Here is a 20,529-nt window from a genome sequence, read left to right on the forward strand (position 1 = left end):
CCGGGCGGGCGCGGCGGCGGGAAAGCACCATGTGCGCGCTCACACCGGCCGGCTTCGCCAATCTGTGTACGTCGATCAGTGGCGCGTCGTGGCGGTGGCCCGGCCGGGCCACCGCCACGACGCCGGCTCAGCTCAGCAGGAACGTCGTCCGGTCCCCGGCCGCCGGCCCGACGATCAGCCGGCCCCGGTCGTGCCGCAGGTACGCGGTGGCGTCGCCAGCGAGCTGGAGGGAGATCCCGCCACCGTCGCGGGGGACCCGGCGGAAGCTCGCCGAGGTCGCCTCGGGGCTGCCGGCCGCCACCGGGACGATCTGGACGGTCCCGTCGACGACCCGGACGTACCGGTCGGGGAAGTTGACCGACCGCAGCGACTCGGTGCCCGCGCCGGCCAGCCCCGGCACGAACCGGAACTGGGTGTCGGCCAGCTCGCGCACGGCCTTGTCGACCCGCAGCACGTACTCCCAGTGCCGCACGTACGCGGTGCGGGCGTCGGCGGGGGACAGGCGCACGATCGGGCCGCCCTCGCCCACGGGCACCCCGAACAGCGGCGAGCCGTCGCCGTGCCAGTACAGCCGCTGCACCCGGGTGTGCCGGTTGGGGTCGTAGAGCGGGTCGCCGGTGATGTCGCGGTAGTCGCGGGCATGGTAGACGAGCACGTCGGTCACCCCGTCCTCGGCGACGGTGAACGAGTTGTGCCCCGGGCCGTACCGCCGGGTCTGCTCCCAGGTGGCGAAGACCGGGTCGGGGGTCTTCACCCACGACCGGTTGTCCAGCAGGTTCGCGCCCGCGTCGGCGGTCAGCAGGCCCATGCATTGACATCCTCTCCGTCCTGAAGGACGGAGGTTCCCTCCACGCTGCGTGTGGAACGCGCGGCGTCTGGGTGGGTTACCGCTTCGCCGCGCGGTGCCGGGACGAGCCCTGGTCTTACCCGCGCTCCACGGTCGTTTGAGTTGTCCGCCTGTCCGGCGGCCAACACGTTGATGGCGGCGTTGACGTCCCGGTCGTGGGTTGCTCCGCAGGGGCAGTCCCACGACCGGACGTTCAGCGTCATCTTCTCGGTGGTCCGGCCGCACTGCGAGCACATGCGGGTGGAGGGGAAGAACCGGTCGACCCGGGCGAACGTTCGTCCGTACCGGGCGGCCTTGTACTCCAGCATGCCGGTGAAGGCGGCCCATCCGGCGTCGTGGACGGACTTGGCGAGCCGGGTCCGGCCGAGACCGGCAACGCACAGGTCCTCGACGTACACCGCTTGGTTGTCGCGGATGATCGCCGTGGACAGCTTGTGTTGCCAGTCCCGCCGGGTGTCGGCCACCCGCGCGTGAGCGCGAGCGACCTTCACGACGGCCTTCTCGCGGTTGGCCGAGCCCTTCTGCTTGCGCGACAGCGCCTGCTGCCGCCGCTTGAGCTTGCGCGCCGCGCGGCGCAGGAACTTCGGCGCGGCCACCTTCGTGCCGTCCGACAGGACAGCGAAGTGGGTCAGCCCGAGGTCGATACCCACCTTGGACTCGACCGGCGGCAACGTCTCGTCCTCGGCCGTGGTCACGACGAACGAGGCGAAGTACCGGCCGGCGGCGTCCTTGATGACGGTCACGCTGGACGCCTCCGGCGGCAGCGTCCGGGACCAGCGCACCTCCACGTCCCCGATCTTCGGCAGGCGCAGACGGCCGTTGTCGAGGACCTTGAACCTGGCGTTCCTTGTGAACCGGATCGCCTGCCGGTTGTCCTTGCGCGACCGGAACCTCGGCGGGGCGACCATGCGGCCCTTACGCCTGCCCGACAACGAGTTGAAGAAGTTGCGGTATGCGGTGTTCAGGTCCGCCAACGCTTGTTGCAACACCACCGCCGACACCTCGCCCAGCCAGGCCCGCTGCGGCGTCAGCTTCGCCTCGGTGATCACACGGCGCGACAACTCCCCGTCAGGCACGTACGCAAGCCCCGCCTCCCGTGCCTGCTGGCGCAGGCGCAGCCCGTCGTTGAACACCACCCGCGCACACCCGAACGCCTTCGACAGCTCCGTCTGCTGGCCGGCCGTCGGGTAAACGCGGAAGTTGTACCGGAGCTGCACGACCACGAATGTATCTTATTGGCTTATGGCCGATCCCGAAGGCATCCGCACTGGCAGGCACTGCGCTTTCGTCATGCACATCCACTTGGTCTTCGTAACGAGGTTCCGGCACAAGGTGTTCGGCGACCGCACCTGTGGGACTGTACAAATAGCGGCTGATCGACCGATCAAAGGGATGTCTCGTAACTCGGTGATGGCGTTGCCGGTCAACGGTGTCGGTGTCATCCGAGCAGGATGATGTTGTGGAGGTGGGCGATGCCGGAAGCGGTGTCGGTCAATGTGCTGGCGGCGCGTCGGTAGTCCCGGAGGATCTTGAAGGTCTTCATGCGGGCCAGGGCGTGTTCGACCTGCGCCCGGATCGTGCGGTGGTGCTTGTTCAGGTCCTTCTTCCAGTCGGGTAGTTCGGTGCCGTCGGTGGGTTTGCGGTACGGGATGATCACCTCGGGGTTGCCGCGGTAGGCGCCGTCGGCCATGACGGGCCGTCCGGCCAGTTTCTGGTCGATGCCGGAGGTGCGGTAGGCGATGGTGTCGTTACGGTTGCCCGGCTGCGGGTCACCCAACGCGACGACCAGGCGGGTGTGGGCGTCGATGGCGACCTGCAGGTTCGTCGAGTAGCGGTAGTTCTTGCTCGGGGCGGCCAGCCGGTGGTCCCGGGTCGGGACCAGGGTGCCGTCGACGATGGCGATCTGTTCGATCCGGCGTCGGCGGACCGGGGCCAGGGCGAGCAGGGGGCCGAGGGTGTCGATGACCCGGTGGGCGGCGGAGTGCGACACCCCGAACAGCGGGCCGATCTGCCGCATGGTCAGGTTCGTGCGCCAGTAGGCGGCGACCAGCAGCACCCGGTCGGCGAGGTCGAGGGACCACTGCCGGCCCGGCCGCCCGTCGGCGATGGCGTCCCCGCCACGTTCGGCGACCAGCCTGACCAGCCTGCGGAACTGGGCGGGCTGCAGCCCGGTGAACGGGAAGATCCACTCCGGGCGAGCCGCCGTGATCACCTGCACCAGAACATGATCCACCATGGACCCACCGCCGAGTTACGAGACATCCCTAAGGGAGAGACGCCAGATGACGACCGAGACCACCGTGGGAGAGCCGGCCGCCGGGCCGGTGGGTGCGGTCACGGATGAGCAGTTGATCGCGATGCTGGTCGATCGGGCTCGTGGTGACGGGTTGAAGCTGACCGGTGAGGGCGGGCTGTTGCAGCAGTTGACCAAGCGGGTCCTCGAGTCCGCCCTCGAGGGAGAGATCACCGACCATGTCGGCTACGACAAGCACGACCCGGCCGGTCGGGGCAGCGGGAACACCCGCAACGGCAGCCGGACCAAGACGGTGCTCACCGACGTCGGCCCGGTCGAGGTCCGGGTTCCACGCGATGCGGCCGGGACGTTCGAGCCGCAGATCGTGCGCAAGCGCCAGCGGCGCCTGACCGGGGTCGACGACATGGTGCTGTCGCTGTCGGCCAAGGGCCTCACTCATGGGGAGATCGCCGCGCACCTGGCCGAGGTGTACGGCGCCGAGGTGTCGAAGTAGACGATCTCCACCATCACCGACAAGGTCATGGACGGGATGGCGGAGTGGCAGAACCGGCCCCTCGACAGGGTGTATCCGGTCGTGTTCATCGACGCCATCAACGTGAAGATCCGCGATGGTCAGGTCGCTAACCGGCCGATCTACGTCGTTATGGCGGTCACGGTCGACGGGCATCGCGACATCCTCGGGATCTGGGCTGGTGACGGCGGTGAGGGCGCGAAGCACTGGCTGCATGTGCTCACCGAGCTGAAGAACCGCGGCGTCGCCGACGTGTTGATGCTGGTCTGTGACGGGCTCAAGGGCCTGCCGGACGCTGTCGCGACGGTGTGGCCGCGCACGATCGTGCAGACGTGTGTGGTGCATCTGTTGCGCAACTCGTTCCGTTACGCGGCTCGCCAGGACTGGGACAAGATCGCGAAAGCGCTCAAGCCGGTCTACACCGCGGCGACCGAGGACGCCGCGACCGAACGGTTCCTCGAGTTCGCCGAGACCTGGGGACGCAAGTACCCGGCGATCGTGAAGCTGTGGGAGAACGCCTGGGCCGAGTTCGTGCCCTTCCTCGCCTTCGACGTGGAGATCCGCAAGGTCATCTGCTCCACCAACGCGATCGAGAGCGTGAACGCTCGCATCCGCAAGGCCGTCCGCGCCCGCGGTCACTTCCCGAACGAGGCCGCAGCACTCAAGTGCGTCTACATGGCGTTGATGAGCCTCGACCCCACCGGCACCGGACGCCGGCGGTGGACCATGCGCTGGAAGGCACCCTTGAACGCCTTCCAGATCGCCTTCGAGGGCCGGCTCACCCCGGCCAACAACTGACCACCTCAACAACCAAGATCAGCCGTTAACTTGACAGACCCCCGCACACGGTAGCCCAGGCCGTAGGACTGGTTGTAGCCCCAGAAGTTGGCGTTGGTGGCGCGGGTCTCGACCGGGCCGACGGTGTCCTTCCACTGGTAGGAGCGGGCCCGGGGCCAGTTCGAGGCGGCGTCGTAGCCGGACATGCTGCCGGTGTTGACCAGGCAGCCGCCGGGGAAGCGGACGAAGCCGGGCTTCAGCGCCGCGATCTTCTCGGCGAGGTCGCGGCGCAGGCCGTTCGGGCGCGTGCGGAAGGTGTCGCGGGGGAACAGCGAGACCATGTCCAGCCGCAGGACGCCGGTGCCGCCCGCGCGCACGGACAGCCGGCCCGCGTCGGTGGTGCGGGTCGCCTTCAGCGTCCCGGTGTACTTCGTCCAGCCGTCGCCGCGCACGGCACGCCTCAGGGGCGCGGCGAGCGGCTGGCCTGCGGCGTCGTGCAGGGTGACGGTCAGGGGGGTCCCGGCGGCGGCGTCGGTGCGGGCCCAGACCGAGAAGTCGTACGCACCGCCGGCGCGCAACGCGATCCCGTTGTTGAAGCCGGCGTTCGTCACGCCGTACCGGCCGTCGCCGGTGCTGGCGAGGTCGAGGCGCAGGTAGGTGCGGTTGCGCTCGTGCAGCCGGGCGGCGTCGTCCGCCGTGGACGCGGTGCCCGCGCCGCCGGCGTCGGCGGTGGGCGTCCAGCCGGTCAGCGGCGTGTAGGACCGGTTGTCGGCCGGGCCGAACTCGAAGGAACGGTTGCGGACCAGTTCGGCGTAGAGCCCGCCGTCGGCGGCGAAGTTGATGTCCTCGAAGAACACCCCGTACATGGAGTCGCTGATCGGGGTGCCGGCGGCGGCCGGGTCGACGGTGATGGTGTATTCGGGCTCGGGGGCCGGCGTCCTGGCCAGGCCGGGCGCGGCGGTGGCGACGGTGGTGGCCACCAGCGCGGCCGCCGCGAGGCCGAGCAGTGGGTGTGGTCGGAACATGTGTGCCTCCTGGACATCGGCACCGCCCCGGCGTGCCGTGGTCGGGGCCCGACGCGCCGCGCCCCGGTCGGACCGCCCTGCATGTGAGCGCTAACACGGGCGAGTATTGCCGGCGGATGAAAACCGGTCAATAGCCGGGTTACGAGGAATCGCCCGCGGCGTCCGGTCGCCCGGAGCGGGCCGCCCCCGGTGGTGTCCTCCCGCGGCGCCTCCGGTGACCGCGATCACGAAAGTGGTGCGCCGCGTGAAAGCGGCGTCAAGAAACGGCCCCTCGCCGTCATGGTCGCGTTATGACCCCTGGCCGGGCGCCGCCGAGGGGGGTTGTGTTTGCCCGGCGCGACCGGAAGGCGGTCGCGACAACCGTGTCCGGTAGGAGGAAACGACCGTGTCCGACCTGGGGTACGTGCTGGTGACGGTGGCGCTGTTCGCGGCGCTCGCCCTCGTGGTGAGGGGCGTGGAGAAGCTGTGAGCGCCGTCAACGCCGTCGGCCTGGTGCTGGCGATCGGCCTAGGCGTGTTCCTGGTGGTCGCCCTGCTGTTCCCGGAGCGGTTCTGATGACCACGACGACAGCAGGCGTGCTGTTCGCGCTCTCGCTCGTGGCGGCCCTGGCCGCCGCCTACAAACCGTTCGGCGACCACCTGTACCGCGTGGTGGCGGGCACCCGGCACGCCCGCGTCGAGCGGGTCGTGTACCGCCTGGTCGGGGTCGACCCGGCCGCCGGGCAGACCTGGGGCGTGTACGCCCGCGCGGTGCTGGCCTTCTCCGCGGTGTCGATCCTGTTCCTGTACGCGTTCCAGCGCGTGCAGAACCACCTGTGGCTGTCCCTGGGCTTCGCCCCGGTGGTGCCGCACGGGGCGTGGAACACCGCCGTGTCGTTCGTGACCAACACGAACTGGCAGTGGTACTCGGGCGAGTCGACCATGGGCCACCTGGTGCAGATGGCCGGGCTGGCGGTGCAGAACTTCGTCTCCGCCGCCGTCGGCATCGCCGTCGCGGTCGCCCTGGTCCGCGGGTTCGCCCGGGGCCGCACGGGTGAGCTGGGCAACTTCTGGGTCGACCTGACCCGGATCGTGCTGCGGGTCCTGCTGCCCGTGGCGGTGCTCGGGGCGCTCGTGCTGATGCTCGGCGGCGTGGTGCAGAACCTGTCCGCCGGCACCGACGTCACCACGCTCACCGGCGGGACCCAGACGATCACCGGCGGGCCCGTGGCCAGCCAGGAAGTGATCAAGGAGTTGGGCACCAACGGCGGCGGCTTCTACAACGCCAACAGCGCCCATCCGTTCGAGAACCCGACGGCCTGGACGAACTGGCTGGAGATCTTCCTCATCCTGGTGATCCCGTTCAGCCTGCCCCGGGTGTTCGGCCGGATGGTCGGCCAGAACCGGCAGGGGTACGCCATCGCCGCGGTCATGGCGATCCTGGCGGTGGCGAGCGTCGCCCTGACCAACGTCTTCGAACTCGCCGGCCACGGCACGGTGCCGCAGGCGGTCGGGGCGGCGCTGGAGGGCAAGGAGGTGCGCTTCGGGGTCTCGGGCTCGGCGACCTTCGCCGCGGCGACGACGCTCACCTCCACCGGCGCGGTGAACTCGTTCCACGACTCGTACACGGCCCTGGGCGGGATGATGCCGCTGGTCAACATGATGCTCGGCGAGGTGGCGCCCGGCGGGGTCGGCGCCGGCCTCTACGGCATGCTGGTCCTCGCGGTGATCACCGTCTTCGTGGCCGGCCTGATGGTCGGCCGGACCCCGGAGTACGTGGGCAAGAAGATCGGCGCCCGGGAGATCAAGCTCGCGTCGCTGTACTTCCTGGTCACCCCGGCGCTGGTGCTGGCCGGGACGGCGGCGGCCTTCGCCACCGGCAACGACTCGACGGCCATGAACACCGGCCCGCACGGCCTGTCCGAGGTGCTGTACGCGTTCACCTCGGCGAGCAACAACAACGGCTCCGCGTTCGCCGGCATCACGGTCGGCACCCCGTGGTGGAACACCGCCCTGGGCCTGTGCATGCTGCTGGGCCGGTTCCTGCCGGTCATCTTCGTGCTCGCCCTGGCCGGCTCCCTGGCCCGCCAGGCGCCCACCCCCGCCACCGGGGGCACCCTGCCGACCCACCGGCCGCTGTTCGTCGGGATGGTCGTCGGCGTCACGGTGCTCCTGGTGGCGCTGACCTTCCTGCCCGCGCTCGCGCTCGGCCCCCTCGCAGAGGGGCTGTGACCACCATGAGAGAGAAGGACATGACCACGTCCACGCCGGCACCGCACGGCACCGCCGACGCGTCGGCCGCCGGCACGCCCGCCATCCGGGGCAACCCGGCCGGCGGCGGCCTGCTCGACCCGGGGCAGCTCCTGGCCGCCCTGCCGGACGCGCTGCGCAAGCTCGACCCGCGCACCCTGTGGCGCAACCCGGTGATGCTGATCGTGGAGATCGGCGCGGCCTTCACCACCGTTCTCGCCGTGACCGACCCCTCGGTCTTCGCCTGGGCCATCACCGGCTGGCTCTGGCTCACCGTCGTCTTCGCCAACCTCGCCGAGGCCGTCGCCGAGGGGCGCGGCAAGGCCCAGGCCGCCACCCTGCGCCGGGCCAAGCAGGAGACCATCGCCACCCGGCTGGTCGGCTGGTCTGCGGGCGCGCCCGCCAACGCCTACCGGGACGAGGCGGTGCCCGCCGCCGAGCTGCGGCAGGGCGACGTCGTGCTCGTCTGCGCCGGCGGCATCATCCCCGGTGACGGCGACGTCGTCGAGGGCATCGCCAGCGTCGACGAGTCGGCCATCACCGGCGAGTCCGCCCCCGTCATCCGGGAGTCGGGCGGCGACCGCAGCGCCGTCACCGGCGGCACGAGGGTGCTCTCCGACCGGATCGTCGTGCGGATCACCCAGCGGCCGGGGGAGAGCTTCGTCGACCGGATGATCGCCCTGGTCGAGGGCGCGAACCGGCAGAAGACGCCGAACGAGATCGCGCTCAACATCCTGCTCGCCGCGCTCACCGTCATCTTCCTGCTGGCCGTGGTCACGCTCCAGCCCCTCGCCATCTTCTCGAAGGGCTACCAGGGCGCGGCGCCGGACACCGGCGCGATCACCGACGCCGGCGTCAGCGGCGTGGTTCTGGTGTCGCTGCTGGTCTGCCTCATTCCCACCACCATCGGCGCGTTGCTCTCGGCGATCGGCATCGCCGGAATGGACCGCCTGGTGCAGCGCAACGTGCTGGCCATGAGCGGCCGGGCCGTCGAGGCCGCCGGTGACGTGAACACCCTGCTGCTGGACAAGACCGGCACCATCACCCTCGGCAACCGGCAGGCGGCCGAGTTCCGGCCCGTCGACGGGGTCACCGCCGCCGAGCTGGCCGACGCGGCCCAACTGTCCAGCCTCGCCGACGAGACCCCCGAGGGCCGATCCGTGGTCGTCCTCGCCAAGAACGACTTCGGGCTGCGGGAGCGGGAACCGGGCCTCGTGCCGCACGCCACGTTCGTGCCGTTCACCGCCCAGACCCGGATGAGCGGCGTCGACCTCACCCCGGACGGCGACGCCACCGGCCCCACCCGGCGGGTCCGCAAGGGCGCGGCGGCAGCCGTGACGAAGTGGGTCCGTGAGCACGGCGGCCACCCCACCGAGCAGGTCGGCCAGGTGGTCGACGAGATCAGCGGGCTCGGTGGCACCCCGCTCGTGGTGGCCGAGCACGTCCGGGGCGAACCGGCGCGGGCGCTCGGCGTGATCCACCTCAAGGACGTGGTCAAGTCGGGCATGCGGGCGCGCTTCGACGAGATGCGCCGGATGGGCATCCGTACCGTCATGATCACGGGCGACAATCCGCGCACCGCGCGGGCGATCGCCGAGGAGGCCGGGGTGGACGACTTCCTCGCCGAGGCCACGCCGGAGGACAAGCTCGACCTGATCAAGCGCGAGCAGGAGGGCGGCCGGCTGGTCGCGATGACCGGTGACGGCACCAACGACGCCCCGGCGCTGGCCCAGGCCGACGTCGGGGTGGCCATGAACACCGGCACGTCGGCGGCGAAGGAGGCCGGCAACATGGTCGACCTCGACTCCGACCCGACCAAGCTCATCGAGATCGTCGAGATCGGCAAGCAGCTCCTCATCACCCGGGGCGCCCTGACGACCTTCTCCATCGCCAACGACGTCGCGAAGTACTTCGCGATCATCCCGGCCATGTTCGCCGGCATCTACCCGGGCCTGGACACGCTGAACGTCATGCGGCTGGCCAGCCCGGAGTCCGCGATCCTCGCGGCCGTCGTCTTCAACGCGATCGTCATCGTCGCGCTCATCCCGCTGGCCCTGCGGGGCGTGCGGTACCGGCCGGCGGCGGCGGCGACGCTGCTGCGCCGCAACCTGCTGGTCTACGGCCTCGGCGGCATCGTCGTGCCGTTCGTCGGCATCAAGCTCATCGACCTGCTCGTCCAGTTCGTCCCGGGGATCTCGTGATGCGCCCACCCACCTGGCTCGCCCAACACCTGGCCGCCCTGCGCGCCCTGCTCGTGCTCACCGCCCTGCTCGGCCTCGCGTACCCGCTCGCCCTGGTCGCCGCCGGCCGGCTGCCCGGCCTCGACGCCCGCGCCGACGGATCGCTCGTCACCGCCGGCGGCCGGACCGTCGGCAGCGCGTTCATCGGCCAGGCGTTCACCGACGCCGACGGCAACCCCGTCCCGCGCTACTTCCAGTCCCGCCCCTCGGCGGCCGGCGACGGCTACGATCCCACCGCCACGGCGGCGAGCAACCTCGGCCCGGAGAGCGTCGTCGACGCCCGCACCGCCGACCCCGCCGGATCGGCGCCGAGCCTGCTCACCCAGGTCTGCGCCCGCAGCCGGGCCGTCGGCGCGCTCAACGGGGTGGACGGGCGGCGGCCGTACTGCACCGCCGACGGGGTCGGCGCCGTCCTCGGCGTGTTCCACCGCGACGGGTTCACCGGCCCGGTCACCCGCGTCGTCAGCGTCAACCAGACCGCCCCCGCCACCCCGTTCGTGGCTACCTGGCAGGGCGTCGCGGTGGAGCTGGCGCGGCCCGGCGAGGACTACGTCGCGGCCGGGGCGGTGATCGTCCCGGTGCGCGGCGACGCCCCGGCCGACCCGGCTGTGCCCGCCGACGCGGTGACCGCCAGCGGCAGCGGCCTCGACCCGCACATCAGCCCCGCGTACGCCGAACTCCAGGTCGCCCGCGTGGCCCGCGAGCGCGGCGCGGACCCGGCGGCGGTGCGGCGGCTGGTCGCCGCGCACACCACCGGGCGGGCGCTGGGCTTCCTGGGCGAGTCCGGCGTTAACGTGCTGGAGCTGAACCTCGCCCTCGACCGGCGGTTCCCCGCTCGTTGAACCCTCGCCGGGGCGGACCACCGCTGGCCCGCCCCGGCCCGGCCCGCCGATGCCCGCCCGGACGACGTCGACCCACGAAAGGAGGAACCACCGTGCCCACCGGAGAGCTGCGCGTCTACCTCGGGGCTGCGCCCGGCGTCGGCAAGACGTACGCGATGCTCGAAGAGGCCCAGCGGCGGGCCGCGCGCGGCACCGACGTGGTGATCGGGCTGGTCGAGACGCACGGCCGCCCGCACACCGCCGCCATGGTCGGCGACCTCGAACAGGTGCCCCGGCGCGTCCTCACCCACCGGGGCGTGCAGCTCACCGAGCTGGACCTCGACGGCGTGCTGGCCCGCCGCCCCGAGGTCGTCGTCGTCGACGAGCTGGCCCACACCAACGTGCCCGGCTCCCGCCACGACAAGCGCTGGCAGGACGTGCGGGAACTGCTCGACGCCGGCATCACCGTGCTGACCACCGTCAACGTCCAGCACCTCGAGTCGCTCAACGACGTCGTCGCCCGGATCACCGGCGCCACCCAGCGCGAGACCGTCCCCGACGCCGTGGTCCGCGCCGCCGAGCAGGTCGAACTCGTCGACATGACCCCGGAGGCGCTGCGCCGGAGGATGGCCCACGGCAACATCTACGGTCCCGACCGGATCGACGCCGCCCTCGGCAACTACTTCCGGGTCGGCAACCTGACCGCGCTGCGCGAGCTGGCCCTGCTCTGGCTCGCCGACACCGTCGACGACCAGCTCGGCGCGTACCGCGCCCAGCAGGGCATCTCCGACACCTGGGAGGCCCGCGAACGCGTCGTCGTCGCGCTGACCGGCGGGCCGGAGGGGGACACGCTGATCCGCCGCGCCGCCCGGATCGCCGCCCGGGGCCGGGGCGCGGACCTGCTGGCCGTGCACGTCGCCCGCAGCGACGGCCTGGCCGGCGCCGACCCCGCCCGGCTGGCCCGCCAGCGGGTCCTCGTCGAAGGCCTCGGTGGTACCTACCACCAGGTGCTCGGCGCGGACGTCCCGGCCGCGCTGCTCGACTTCGCCCGGGGTGTCAACGCCACCCAGCTCGTGCTCGGCGCGAGCCGGCGGGGCCGCTTCGCCCAGCTGTTCTCCCGGGGGGTCGGCGTCACCACCACCGCCCTGTCCGGGCCGATCGACGTGCACCTGGTCACCCACCCCGAGGCCGGGCGCGGCCGGCGGGCCGCCACCACACCGGCCGCCCTGTCGCGGCGGCGCAGGCTGCTCGGCTTCGCCCTCGCGGCGCTCGGCATGCCGGCGCTCACCCTGGCGCTGCGCACCCTGCCGGACCTCACCCTCACCAACGACATCCTGTTGTTCCTCGCCGGGGTCGTGGGGGTGGCCCTCGTCGGGGGCCTCTGGCCGGCGCTGGTCGCCGCCCTCGGCGGATCGCTGCTGCTCAACTGGTTCTTCACCCCGCCGTACCGCACGCTGACCATCGCCGAGGCCGACAACCTGCTGGCGCTGGGCGTCTTCGTCGGCGTCGCCGTCGCCGTGAGCTGGGTCGTCGACGTCGCCGCCCGGCGTACCCGGGAGGCCGCCCGGGCCTCCGCCGACGCGCAGACCCTCGCCACCGTGGCCGGCGGCGTGCTGCGCGGCGAGCGCCCGCTGCCGGCCCTGCTGGACCGGCTGCGGGAGACGTTCGCGCTGCGCGCGGTCAGCGTCCTGGAGCTGGTCGACGAGGCGCGGGGCCGCCCCGACCGGGCCCGCGACCGGGCCGCCTGGCGGGTGGTGGCCAGCGTCGGGGACGCCCCGGCCGGCAGCCCCGACGCCGGGGAGACGGCCGTGCCCGTCGACGACACGCTCACCGTCGTGCTGTCCGGCCGGCGGCTGGAGGCCGCCGACCGGCGCGTCGTCGAGGCGTTCGCCGCCCAGGCCGCCGTCGCGCTGCGGCAGGAACGCCTCGCCGTTCAGGCCGCCGCCGCCGGGCCCCTCGCGGCGGCCGACCGGATGCGCACCGCGCTGCTCGCCGCCGTCAGCCACGACCTGCGTACGCCCCTGGCGTCGGCGAAGGCGGCGGTGAGCAGCCTGCGCAGCCCCGACGTCGAATTCGACGCCGACGACCGCGAGGAGCTGCTCGCCACCGCCGACGAGTCCCTCGACCAGCTGGGTCGGCTGGTGGCGAACCTGCTGGACATGAGCCGGTTGCAGGCCGGAGCGCTCGGCGTCACCGCCACCGCGATCGGGCTGGAGGACGTGGTGCCCCGGGCGCTGGACGAGCTCGGCCCGGCCGCCGCCGACGTCGGCACCGACCTCCCCGCGGACCTGCCCGCCGCGCTGGCCGACCCCGGGCTGCTGGAACGCGTGCTGGTCAACGTCGTCGCCAACGCCCTGCGGCACAGCCCGCCCGGTCGGCCGCCCACCGTCGCCGCCAGCGCCCACGCCGGCCAGGTCGAGCTGCGGGTGGTCGACACCGGCCCCGGCATCCCGGCCGACCAGTGGGAGCACGTCTTCCTGCCGTTCCAGCGCCTCGGCGACCGGGACAACCAGACCGGGGTGGGCCTCGGTCTCGCCCTGTCCCGCGGCCTCGTCGAGGCCATGGGTGGCACCATCACCCCCGAGACCACCCCCGGCGGAGGGCTGACCATGGTGCTGCGCCTGCCCGCCGCCGGTCCACCGGGCCACCCCGGTCCGCCGGAGGCGGAGGATCGGCACGGGCCGCAAGCGCAGCGGGAGCCGGAGGGGCCGCAGGAATGAGCCGCATCCTCGTCGTCGACGACGAACCCCAGATCCTGCGCGCCCTGCGCATCAACCTGCGCGCCCGCGGCTACGACGTGCGGGTCGCCGAGACCGGCACGGCCGCGTTGAAGGCCGCCGCCGCCCACCCGCCGGACCTGGTGGTGCTCGACCTCGGGCTGCCCGACCTCGACGGCGTGGAGGTGATCCGGGGCCTGCGCGGGTGGACGAGCGTGCCGATCATCGTGCTGTCGGGCCGGGCCGGCAGCGAGGACAAGGTCGCCGCCCTCGACGCGGGCGCCGACGACTACGTCACCAAACCCTTCGGCGTCGACGAACTGCTCGCCCGCATCCGCGCCGTCACCCGCCGTCTCGCCGCGCCGTCGGCGGACGGCGCGACCCCGGCCCCCCGGGTGGGGCGGCACACGGTGGACCTGGTCGACCGCACCGTCACCCGCGACGACGGCGCGCCGGTGCGGCTCACCCCCACCCAGTGGGCCGTGCTCGACAAGCTGCTGCGCCACCCCGGCAAGCTGGTCAGCCAGCGCCAGCTGCTGCACGACGTGTGGGGCCCGGAATACCAGAACGAGACCAACTACCTGCGCCAGTACATGGCCCAACTGCGGCGCAAGCTGGAGGACGACCCGGCCCGCCCCCGGCACCTGATCACCGAGCCGGGCATGGGCTACCGCTACCGCCCCTGATCCGCGGCCCCGCCGCCACAGGTCATCCCCGAACCGCGGCATGGCGGCGTCGCGTTCCCCCGGGGCAGGCCGGCGACCGGCGGCTACGGCGCGTCGACGACCTCCCGCCCCAGGGGCCAGAACGCGGCGGGGACGAGCTTGAAGTTGGCGATCCCGAACGGGATGCCGATGATCGTGACGCAGAGGGCGACGCCGGCGACGATGTGGGACAGGGCCAGCCACCAGCCGGCCAGCACCACCCACAGCACGTTGGCCAGCCCGGAGCCGACGCCCGCGCCCGGCTTGGGCACCACCGTCCGGCCGAAGGGCCACAGCGAGTAGCTGGCCAGGCGCAGCGACGCGACGCCGAACGGGATCGTGACGACCAGCACGAAGCAGATCAGCGCCGCGATCCCGTATCCGACGGCCAGCACGATCCCGCCACCGAAGACGAGCCACAACACGTTCAGCAGAAAGCGAATCACCCTTCGAGCATGACCGACGCCCGCCACCGGCCGGTCGGGCGTCGCCCTCAGCGCCCGGCGCGGGACACGCGGCGCGGGGGCCGGCCGAGCAGCGCGTCGAGGCGCGCGCCGAGCTGGTCCGGGTCGCGCAGCGGCCGGGCGAAGGGCAGCCGTACGTCGTGCGGACGCGCGGCGGACCCGGCGGGGGACTGCACCCGCAGGACGATGCCGGCGCGGTCCAGCCGCAGCAGGCGCACGCGGGCGTCCTCCCGCCGCAGCCGCGCGGGGACGAGCCCGGTGAGCTGTTCCACGGTGGGGGTGTCGGCGTCGAGGCGGCGCAGCAGCTCCGCCTCGGCCGGGGCGAGCGGGTCGGGCCGGGCCGTGGCGAACGCGTCCGGGTCGACGGGGGCGGTCCCGCCGGTGTCGGTGATCCCGGCTGTGGCGAGGTGCAGCACCGCGACGAGGTCGGGCCGTCGGCCGCGCAGCCCCTCGACGGTCAGCCAGCCGGTGAGGGTCGCCCGGCCGCGTACCCGGTCGGGCATCGGGATCGGGGCGAGGTCCGTCACGTGGACGACGACGGGCACGTCCCCCTCCCGCGCCAGCTCGTGGGCCGCGCCGGAGTCGGCCGGCACCTCGACGCGGAGCCGGCCGTCGGGGCCGACGCGGTGCCGGCCGGTGAGCTCGGCCCGGTGCGTCGGGGTCAGCAGCGTCACCGAGTCGGCGGCCATGAGCAGGGTACGCAGCCGCTCTGCCGGTGTGCCGGCGGCCACCGCGACGGCGACCGGGGGGATGTTGCCCGACATCTGCACCTCCTATTAGGTTAGCCTTACCTTACCTGAGAGGCAGATGATGAATCAGTCCCGCCCCAAGGCCAAGCGGTCGCGTCGACTCGGCATCGCCCTGACCCCCAAGTGCGTGCGGTACGTCGAGCGCCGCCCGTTCCCGCCCGGAGACCACGGCCGGGCCCGGACCAAGGACAGCGACTACAAGGTCCGGCTGCTGGAGAAGCAGCGTCTCAAGGCGCAGTACGACCTGCGGGAGGGGCAGCTGCGGCGCGCGTTCGACCGGGCGGCGCGCCGGCCGGGCAAGACCGGTGAGGAGCTCGTGGTCGACCTGGAGACCCGGCTCGACGCCCTCGTGCTGCGCGCGGGGTTCGCCCGCACCATCTACCAGGCGCGGCAGCTCGTCACCCACCAGCACCTGACCGTCAACGGCCGGCGGGCGGACCGCCCGTCGGCGCGGTTGCGCCCCGGCGACGAGATCGCGGTGGCCGCACGAAGCCGGGGCAAGACGCCGTTCCTGCTCGCCGCCGCAGGAGCGCACGCCCCGCACCGGCCCGTGCCGTACCTCGACGTCGACCTGGCGGGGCTCGCCGCCCGGCTCACCCGGCTGCCCCGGCGGGCCGAGGTGCCGGTGATCTGCGACGAGCAGCTCGTCGTCGAGCACTACTCCCGCTGACCGGGGCGTGCCGGCCCGCCGGTGGGTTGGTCAGCCGGTGAGCTCCAGGTGCCGGTCGATCATCGCGTTGACCTGGTCCGGCACCTCGAGCTGCACGAAGTGGCCCGAGCCGGCGGCCTGGCCGATGTTCGCCTGCGGGGCCAGCCGGGCGAGCCGGGCGTAGTCGGCGAACGGCGCGTTGCTGCCGACCAGGAGCAGCGGGCGGTCCCACCGGGTCAGGGCCGCCTCGTCGCCGCCGGAGCCGACGTACGCGGCCAGGGCGGCGATCGGCGCGTACGCGACCTCGGTGGAGGGGCGCGCCATGGCCGAGACCACCCACTCCACCAGCCGGGGGTCGGACTGCGGCAGGAAGTACGACCGGACGATCGACTCCCGGGCCGCGCCGGAGGTGTCGTCGCGCAGCGACCGGGCGACCTCCTCGATCGCGGCGGCGGCGCCCGGCGGCCCGGCCACCGCGGAGTCGAGCATGACCAGGCCGGCGAAGCGGTCCCGGTCACCGGCGGCGGCGGCGAGCGACCAGACCCCGCCCAGGCTGTGCCCGATCACGACGACCCGCCGCAGGTCGAGCTCGGCGACCAGGGCCCGGAGCCGGGCGGCGAGCTGCTCCACGCCGTAGCCCTCGGGCGGTGGCGGGCTCTGCCCGTGCCCCGGCATGTCGACCGCGATCACCCGGGCGGGTCGGCCGGCCAGGTGTCGGGCGATCGGCTCCATGAACCGGTGGTCGCAGCACCAGCCGTGCACCAGCAGGAACGTGTCGCGCCGGCCGCGCCCGTACGTCCAGTAGCGCATGCCGGCGGCGGTGTGTCGGTCTGTCATCGGCCCTCCCGGGCGGTGGGTGGGTGGAGGGTTCTCGTTCCACTGAAGCGCGGCCGTCGCGGGCCGCCATAGCGTACTGTGGCCTTCGTGTCATTACATCCGTTTCGTCGGCTATAGCGAAAGGGGTGTGCGGGTGCGTGGCGACAGGAGCACCCTGTGAGCGCGGAGATCGACCGGTTCTTCGCCGGCCTCCCGGAGGCATCTCGGGGCCGACTGCCCACCACGCCCGCCGGGCTCATCGCCTTCCGCTTCGTCACCGACGACGGGCCGGCCAGCACCTGGTTCGTCACCCTCGACGGCGGGCGGGCGCGGGTGGACCGCCGCGGCCACGACCCGGACTGCCTGGTGGAGATGCGGCCGGAGACGTTCGAACGGCTGGTCGCCGGCGCCGACCACAGCGTGGCGATGCTCTTTCGCGGCGTGGTGTCCGTCGAGGGCGACCTGCCGTTGTTCCTGGTGTTCCGCCGGCTGCTGCCGATCCACGCCGACAGCGGCGCCACCGAACCGATCGCCGACGTCCGGCCCGGCGTCGAGCACGACGGCGTCGGGTCGCACGACACGACCAGCATCTTCTACGGCAACATGTTCATGATCAGCTCTCGCAACGGCGACGTCGCGACCGAACCGGTCACCCCGCTCGGCCTCTTCTTCTTCGACACCCGCTTCCTGTCGACCTGGCGGCTGAGCCTCGACGGCGAACAACTCACCGAACTGTCGATCGACGACGTGCGCTCCTTCGAGTCGAAGTTCGCCCTGGTGCCCGGCCAGCCCACGCACTACGTCAACGCCACCACGTCGATCCTGCGGCACCGCTCGCTGGGGGAGACCTTCGAGGAGGAGGTCACCCTGTTCAACTACGGGGCGGAGCCCGTGCGGTACACCGTCCGCCTAGACGTCGGGGCGGACTTCGCGGAGGTGCAGGACATCCGCGACGGCCTGCGGCGGGAGCGCGAGGTGACCACCACGGTCGACGACAGCTCGCTGCGGCTGCACTACCGCAGACACACCCTGCACCGGGAGACGGTCGTCTGCGCCAGCGCACCCGCCCACGTCGACGAGCGCGGATTCACCTTCACCGTCTCCGTCGACCCGCACGACACCTGGACGGTCCGGCTGCGCGTGCTGACCCTCGTGCGGGACCTGCACCGGCGCGACCTGCGGGAACGGCTGCGCAGCTCCACCCACCGGTCCCGCGCCGAGGCCGGCCGGGAGATCGACGACATCGTCGCCGAGGTGCCCGAGCTGCGCGCCGACCACGGGCCGCTGGCCGAGGCGTACCGGCGCAGCGTGCTCGACCTCGCCGCCCTGTACTACCAGGGCCTCAACTACCGCGACCGGCTGCCCGCCACCGGGCTGCCCTGGTCGATGACCCTGCTCGGCCGGGAGAGCCTGGTCAGCAGCCTCCAGGTGCTGCCGTTCCTGCCGCACCGGGCCGTCAGCACGCTGCGGATCCTGGCGCTGAGCCAGGGTGCCCGGATCGACCCGTTCCGCGGCGAGCAGCCGGGCCGGATCGTCCAGGAGAGCCGGTACGGCGAGTCGGCCGCCTTCGCCGACACCCCCGACGCGACCGACTTCTCCGCCGCCGACACCACTCCGCTGTTCGTCATCCTGCTCGACGAGTACGAACGCTGGACCGGCGACGCCGAGCTGGTCCGCCGCTACGAGTTCGAGGTCCGCGCCGCCATCGCCTGGCTCGACGACTACGCCGACGTGGCCGGCGACGGCTACGTCTGGTCCACCCGCCGGCAGCGCCGGGCCGGGCCGGTCAACGAGAGCTGGCGCAACTCGGTGCAGGCCGTCTGCTTCCGCGACGGCCGGCTCGCCACCTTCCCGCAGGCGATCTGCGAGATCCAGGGGTACGCCTACGATGCCCGGCTGAGGGCGGCCCGGATGGCCCGGCTGTTCTGGAACGACCCGGCCTACGCCGACCGGCTCGAACGGGACGCCGCCGCGTTGCGGGAGCGGTTCGACCGGGACTTCTGGCTGCCCGAGCGGGGCTGCTACGCGCTGGCGTTGCAGGCCGACGGCCAGCGGGCCGACGCGCTGGCGTCCAACGTCGGGCACCTGCTGTGGAGCGGGATCGTCCCGCCCGAACGCGCCGAGCGCCTGGTGGACCATCTGCTCGGGCCGGCGCTGTTCTCCGGCTGGGGGGTGCGGACCCTGGCCAGCACCGAGGAGCAGTTCAACCCGCTGGGTCACCACACCGGCGCGATCTGGCCGGCGGACAACTCCCTCATCGTCTGGGGGCTGCGCCGCTACGGCTTCCGGCAGGAGGCCGCCCGGATCGCGCTGGCGCTGCTGGAGGCGGGACAGCACTTCCAGGGCGCGCTGCCCCCGTACTTCGCCGGCTACGACCGGGCCGTCACCCGCGTCCCCGTGCCGCACCACTTCACCGACAGCCCGTACGCCCCCTCCGCCGGGGCGCCGCTGCTGCTGCTGCGCGCCCTGCTCGGCCTCGAACCGCACGACGACCACCTGGCGATCGACGCCGGGGTGCCGGAGGAGATGGGTCAGATCGAGCTGCTCGACATCCGGGGCCGCTGGGGGTACGCCGACGCCCTGGGCCGGGGCCGGCCCTTCCGCTGATCCGCCCCGGCGGCCCTCACAGGCCGGCGCACGGGGTGTCGGCCACCGCGCACGCCTCGGGCGCCTTGACGAACGGGTCGGCGTCGCGGACGTCGAACCGGACGGTCTGCGATCCGCCGGCCGGCACCGCCGGCCCGGTGATCGTGACGGACCGGCCGTCCTGCTGCCATTCGCCGCCCTCGACGTCGCCGATCGTGCTGCCCGAGGGCAGGGTGAGCACCACGGTCCAGTCGCGGGCCGCCGCGCCGGCCGCGTTGTCGACCACCACCTCGCCGGTGTAGCCGAAGATGCGGGTCGCCACAAGCTCGTACCTGGCGGCCAGGGGCGCCTGCGGCGTCGGGGACGGGGTGGCCGTCCGCGACGGCGTCGGCGAGGCGGAGCGGCTCGGGCGGGCGCTGCTCCGGCTGGCGCCGGGGGTGGGCCGCGCGGTCGGCGTGGCCCGGGGCGGACCGCTGGTGGCGGCGGTGGTCGCGACGGGCGGGACGGTCGCCGGCTCCGGGGCGGCGGCGCGGTCCGGGTCCGACGGCAGCAGCACCCACGTCGCCAGCCCGGTGACCAGCACGCCGCCGCCGAGCGCCGCGACCAGCGCGGTGCGGCGGCGACGCCGCAGCGGGGCCGCGTCGCCGGGCGTCTCGACGATCGGCATCTCGGCCGTCGGCGGCCCCTGGTCGCGGAGCAGGTCGACCTGCTGGAAGGCCAGCCAGTCGAGGATGGCGGGCAGCCGGCCGGTGAGCGCCTGCTGGTAGAACTGCTCGCGGCGCACGCGTTGCTCGACGGGCCAGGAACCGTGTTCGAGGGTTTCGTGGACCGTCAGCCGGCAACCCTCGGCGGTGGGGGTGACGGCGCAGCTCAGCAGCGTGCGCCGGCCGGCCTCCTGGCAGCGCAGGGCGATCGCGTCCGGCTCCCGCCGCTCGGTCACCTCCGCGTCGACGGCGGCGTCGAAGCCGGGCAGCCCCGCCGTGTAGAGCAGCAGCCGGCCCGGCCGGCCGGCGGCGGGCTCGACCTCGGTGTACCAGCGGGCCAGCAGCGTCGGGTCCGTCAACGCGCGCCAGACCCGGCCGGTGGGATGGGGCAGGTCGATCCGGGCGCCGATCTCGATCACGGCGAGACTCTACGGGTC

General features: G+C 73.1%; 16 protein-coding genes and 1 pseudogene. 9 read left to right on the forward strand and 8 right to left on the reverse strand.

Going from position 1 to position 20,529, the window contains the following annotated elements:
• Window positions 1-127: 127 nt before the first annotated feature.
• The 3 genes from TK50_RS16080 to TK50_RS16090 form a co-directional block, all read right to left on the reverse strand.
• The gene (locus TK50_RS16080; RefSeq protein WP_241774006.1) at window positions 128-808 is read right to left on the reverse strand and encodes an AbfB domain-containing protein; all 681 of its coding nucleotides are present in this window, start codon (window positions 806-808) and stop codon (window positions 128-130) included.
• Window positions 796-2,070, reverse strand: a complete 1,275-nt coding sequence (locus TK50_RS16085) for an RNA-guided endonuclease InsQ/TnpB family protein (RefSeq protein WP_043963468.1) — start codon at window positions 2,068-2,070, stop codon at window positions 796-798. Before TK50_RS16085 ends, TK50_RS16080 begins: the two co-directional genes overlap by 13 nt.
• Before the next feature lie 215 nt (window positions 2,071-2,285).
• Window positions 2,286-3,065, reverse strand: a complete 780-nt coding sequence (locus TK50_RS16090) for a transposase family protein (RefSeq protein ID WP_082106342.1) — start codon at window positions 3,063-3,065, stop codon at window positions 2,286-2,288.
• A gap of 139 nt (window positions 3,066-3,204) precedes the next feature.
• Between TK50_RS16090 and TK50_RS16095 the strand changes: the two are divergent.
• Window positions 3,205-4,410: pseudogene (locus TK50_RS16095) on the forward strand (IS256 family transposase).
• 5 nt (window positions 4,411-4,415) lie between these two features.
• Here the strand turns inward: TK50_RS16095 and TK50_RS16100 are convergent.
• Window positions 4,416-5,414, reverse strand: a complete 999-nt coding sequence (locus tag TK50_RS16100; protein ID WP_241774007.1) for a carbohydrate binding domain-containing protein — start codon at window positions 5,412-5,414, stop codon at window positions 4,416-4,418.
• A 465-nt stretch (window positions 5,415-5,879) separates the two neighbouring features.
• Here TK50_RS16100 and kdpF point away from each other — a divergent pair, with 465 nt between their 5' ends.
• The 6 genes from kdpF to TK50_RS16130 all read left to right on the forward strand — a co-directional run bounded on the left by kdpF (window position 5,880) and on the right by TK50_RS16130 (window position 14,106).
• A complete protein-coding gene (gene kdpF, locus TK50_RS16105; RefSeq protein ID WP_036343797.1) occupies window positions 5,880-5,969 on the forward strand; it encodes a K(+)-transporting ATPase subunit F in 90 nt (29 codons plus the stop codon).
• A complete protein-coding gene (gene kdpA / locus TK50_RS16110; protein ID WP_043963469.1) occupies window positions 5,969-7,624 on the forward strand; it encodes a potassium-transporting ATPase subunit KdpA in 1,656 nt (551 codons plus the stop codon). The genes kdpF and kdpA overlap by 1 nt, the downstream gene beginning before the upstream one ends.
• 20 nt (window positions 7,625-7,644) lie before the next feature.
• Complete coding sequence (gene kdpB, locus TK50_RS16115; protein ID WP_043963470.1) at window positions 7,645-9,843, forward strand: potassium-transporting ATPase subunit KdpB; 2,199 nt, start codon at window positions 7,645-7,647, stop codon at window positions 9,841-9,843.
• A complete protein-coding gene (locus TK50_RS16120; RefSeq protein WP_043963472.1) occupies window positions 9,843-10,724 on the forward strand; it encodes a potassium-transporting ATPase subunit C in 882 nt (293 codons plus the stop codon). The genes kdpB and TK50_RS16120 overlap by 1 nt, the downstream gene beginning before the upstream one ends.
• A gap of 92 nt (window positions 10,725-10,816) precedes the next feature.
• Window positions 10,817-13,423: a sensor histidine kinase gene (locus tag TK50_RS16125; RefSeq protein WP_043963473.1), complete on the forward strand. Its 2,607-nt coding sequence runs from the start codon at window positions 10,817-10,819 to the stop codon at window positions 13,421-13,423.
• Window positions 13,420-14,106 (forward strand): response regulator, encoded by a 687-nt coding sequence (locus TK50_RS16130; RefSeq protein ID WP_043963474.1) that lies wholly within the window; start codon window positions 13,420-13,422, stop codon window positions 14,104-14,106. Before TK50_RS16125 ends, TK50_RS16130 begins: the two co-directional genes overlap by 4 nt.
• 83 nt (window positions 14,107-14,189) lie before the next feature.
• On the opposite strand, the gene TK50_RS16135 is transcribed toward TK50_RS16130, so the two are convergent.
• On the reverse strand, window positions 14,190-14,570 hold the full coding sequence (locus TK50_RS16135) for a YccF domain-containing protein (RefSeq protein ID WP_043963476.1): 381 nt from the start codon (window positions 14,568-14,570) through the stop codon (window positions 14,190-14,192).
• A 47-nt stretch (window positions 14,571-14,617) separates the two neighbouring features.
• Window positions 14,618-15,352: a DUF2470 domain-containing protein gene (locus TK50_RS16140; protein ID WP_043963477.1), complete on the reverse strand. Its 735-nt coding sequence runs from the start codon at window positions 15,350-15,352 to the stop codon at window positions 14,618-14,620.
• A 46-nt stretch (window positions 15,353-15,398) separates the two neighbouring features.
• On the opposite strand from TK50_RS16140, the gene rpsD reads away from it, so the two are divergent.
• Window positions 15,399-16,007, forward strand: a complete 609-nt coding sequence (rpsD, locus tag TK50_RS16145; protein ID WP_052503852.1) for a 30S ribosomal protein S4 — start codon at window positions 15,399-15,401, stop codon at window positions 16,005-16,007.
• 30 nt (window positions 16,008-16,037) lie between these two features.
• On the opposite strand, the gene TK50_RS16150 is transcribed toward rpsD, so the two are convergent.
• Window positions 16,038-16,823: an alpha/beta fold hydrolase gene (locus tag TK50_RS16150; protein ID WP_043963480.1), complete on the reverse strand. Its 786-nt coding sequence runs from the start codon at window positions 16,821-16,823 to the stop codon at window positions 16,038-16,040.
• 156 nt (window positions 16,824-16,979) lie between these two features.
• Here TK50_RS16150 and TK50_RS16155 point away from each other — a divergent pair, with 156 nt between their 5' ends.
• Window positions 16,980-19,409: a glycogen debranching N-terminal domain-containing protein gene (locus tag TK50_RS16155; RefSeq protein ID WP_082106343.1), complete on the forward strand. Its 2,430-nt coding sequence runs from the start codon at window positions 16,980-16,982 to the stop codon at window positions 19,407-19,409.
• Window positions 19,410-19,425: 16 nt separating this feature from the next.
• On the opposite strand, the gene TK50_RS16160 is transcribed toward TK50_RS16155, so the two are convergent.
• Window positions 19,426-20,511, reverse strand: coding sequence for an SRPBCC family protein (locus TK50_RS16160; protein ID WP_043963481.1), 1,086 nt, complete (start codon window positions 20,509-20,511; stop codon window positions 19,426-19,428).
• Between the last annotated feature and the right edge of the window lie 18 nt (window positions 20,512-20,529).

Source organism: Micromonospora haikouensis, from assembly GCF_000876225.1.
Lineage (GTDB): Bacteria > Actinomycetota > Actinomycetes > Mycobacteriales > Micromonosporaceae > Micromonospora > Micromonospora haikouensis.

Coding starts and splice junctions, on each gene's coding strand:
- TK50_RS16080 (WP_241774006.1), bottom strand. CDS start 808: ATGGGCCTGCTGACCGCCGACGCGGGCGCGAACCTGCTGGACAACCGG.
- TK50_RS16100 (WP_241774007.1), bottom strand. CDS start 5,414: ATGTTCCGACCACACCCACTGCTCGGCCTCGCGGCGGCCGCGCTGGTG.
- kdpA (WP_043963469.1), top strand. CDS start 5,969: ATGACCACGACGACAGCAGGCGTGCTGTTCGCGCTCTCGCTCGTGGCG.
- kdpB (WP_043963470.1), top strand. CDS start 7,645: ATGACCACGTCCACGCCGGCACCGCACGGCACCGCCGACGCGTCGGCC.
- TK50_RS16120 (WP_043963472.1), top strand. CDS start 9,843: ATGCGCCCACCCACCTGGCTCGCCCAACACCTGGCCGCCCTGCGCGCC.
- TK50_RS16130 (WP_043963474.1), top strand. CDS start 13,420: ATGAGCCGCATCCTCGTCGTCGACGACGAACCCCAGATCCTGCGCGCC.
- TK50_RS16140 (WP_043963477.1), bottom strand. CDS start 15,352: ATGTCGGGCAACATCCCCCCGGTCGCCGTCGCGGTGGCCGCCGGCACA.
- rpsD (WP_052503852.1), top strand. CDS start 15,399: ATGAATCAGTCCCGCCCCAAGGCCAAGCGGTCGCGTCGACTCGGCATC.
- TK50_RS16150 (WP_043963480.1), bottom strand. CDS start 16,823: ATGACAGACCGACACACCGCCGCCGGCATGCGCTACTGGACGTACGGG.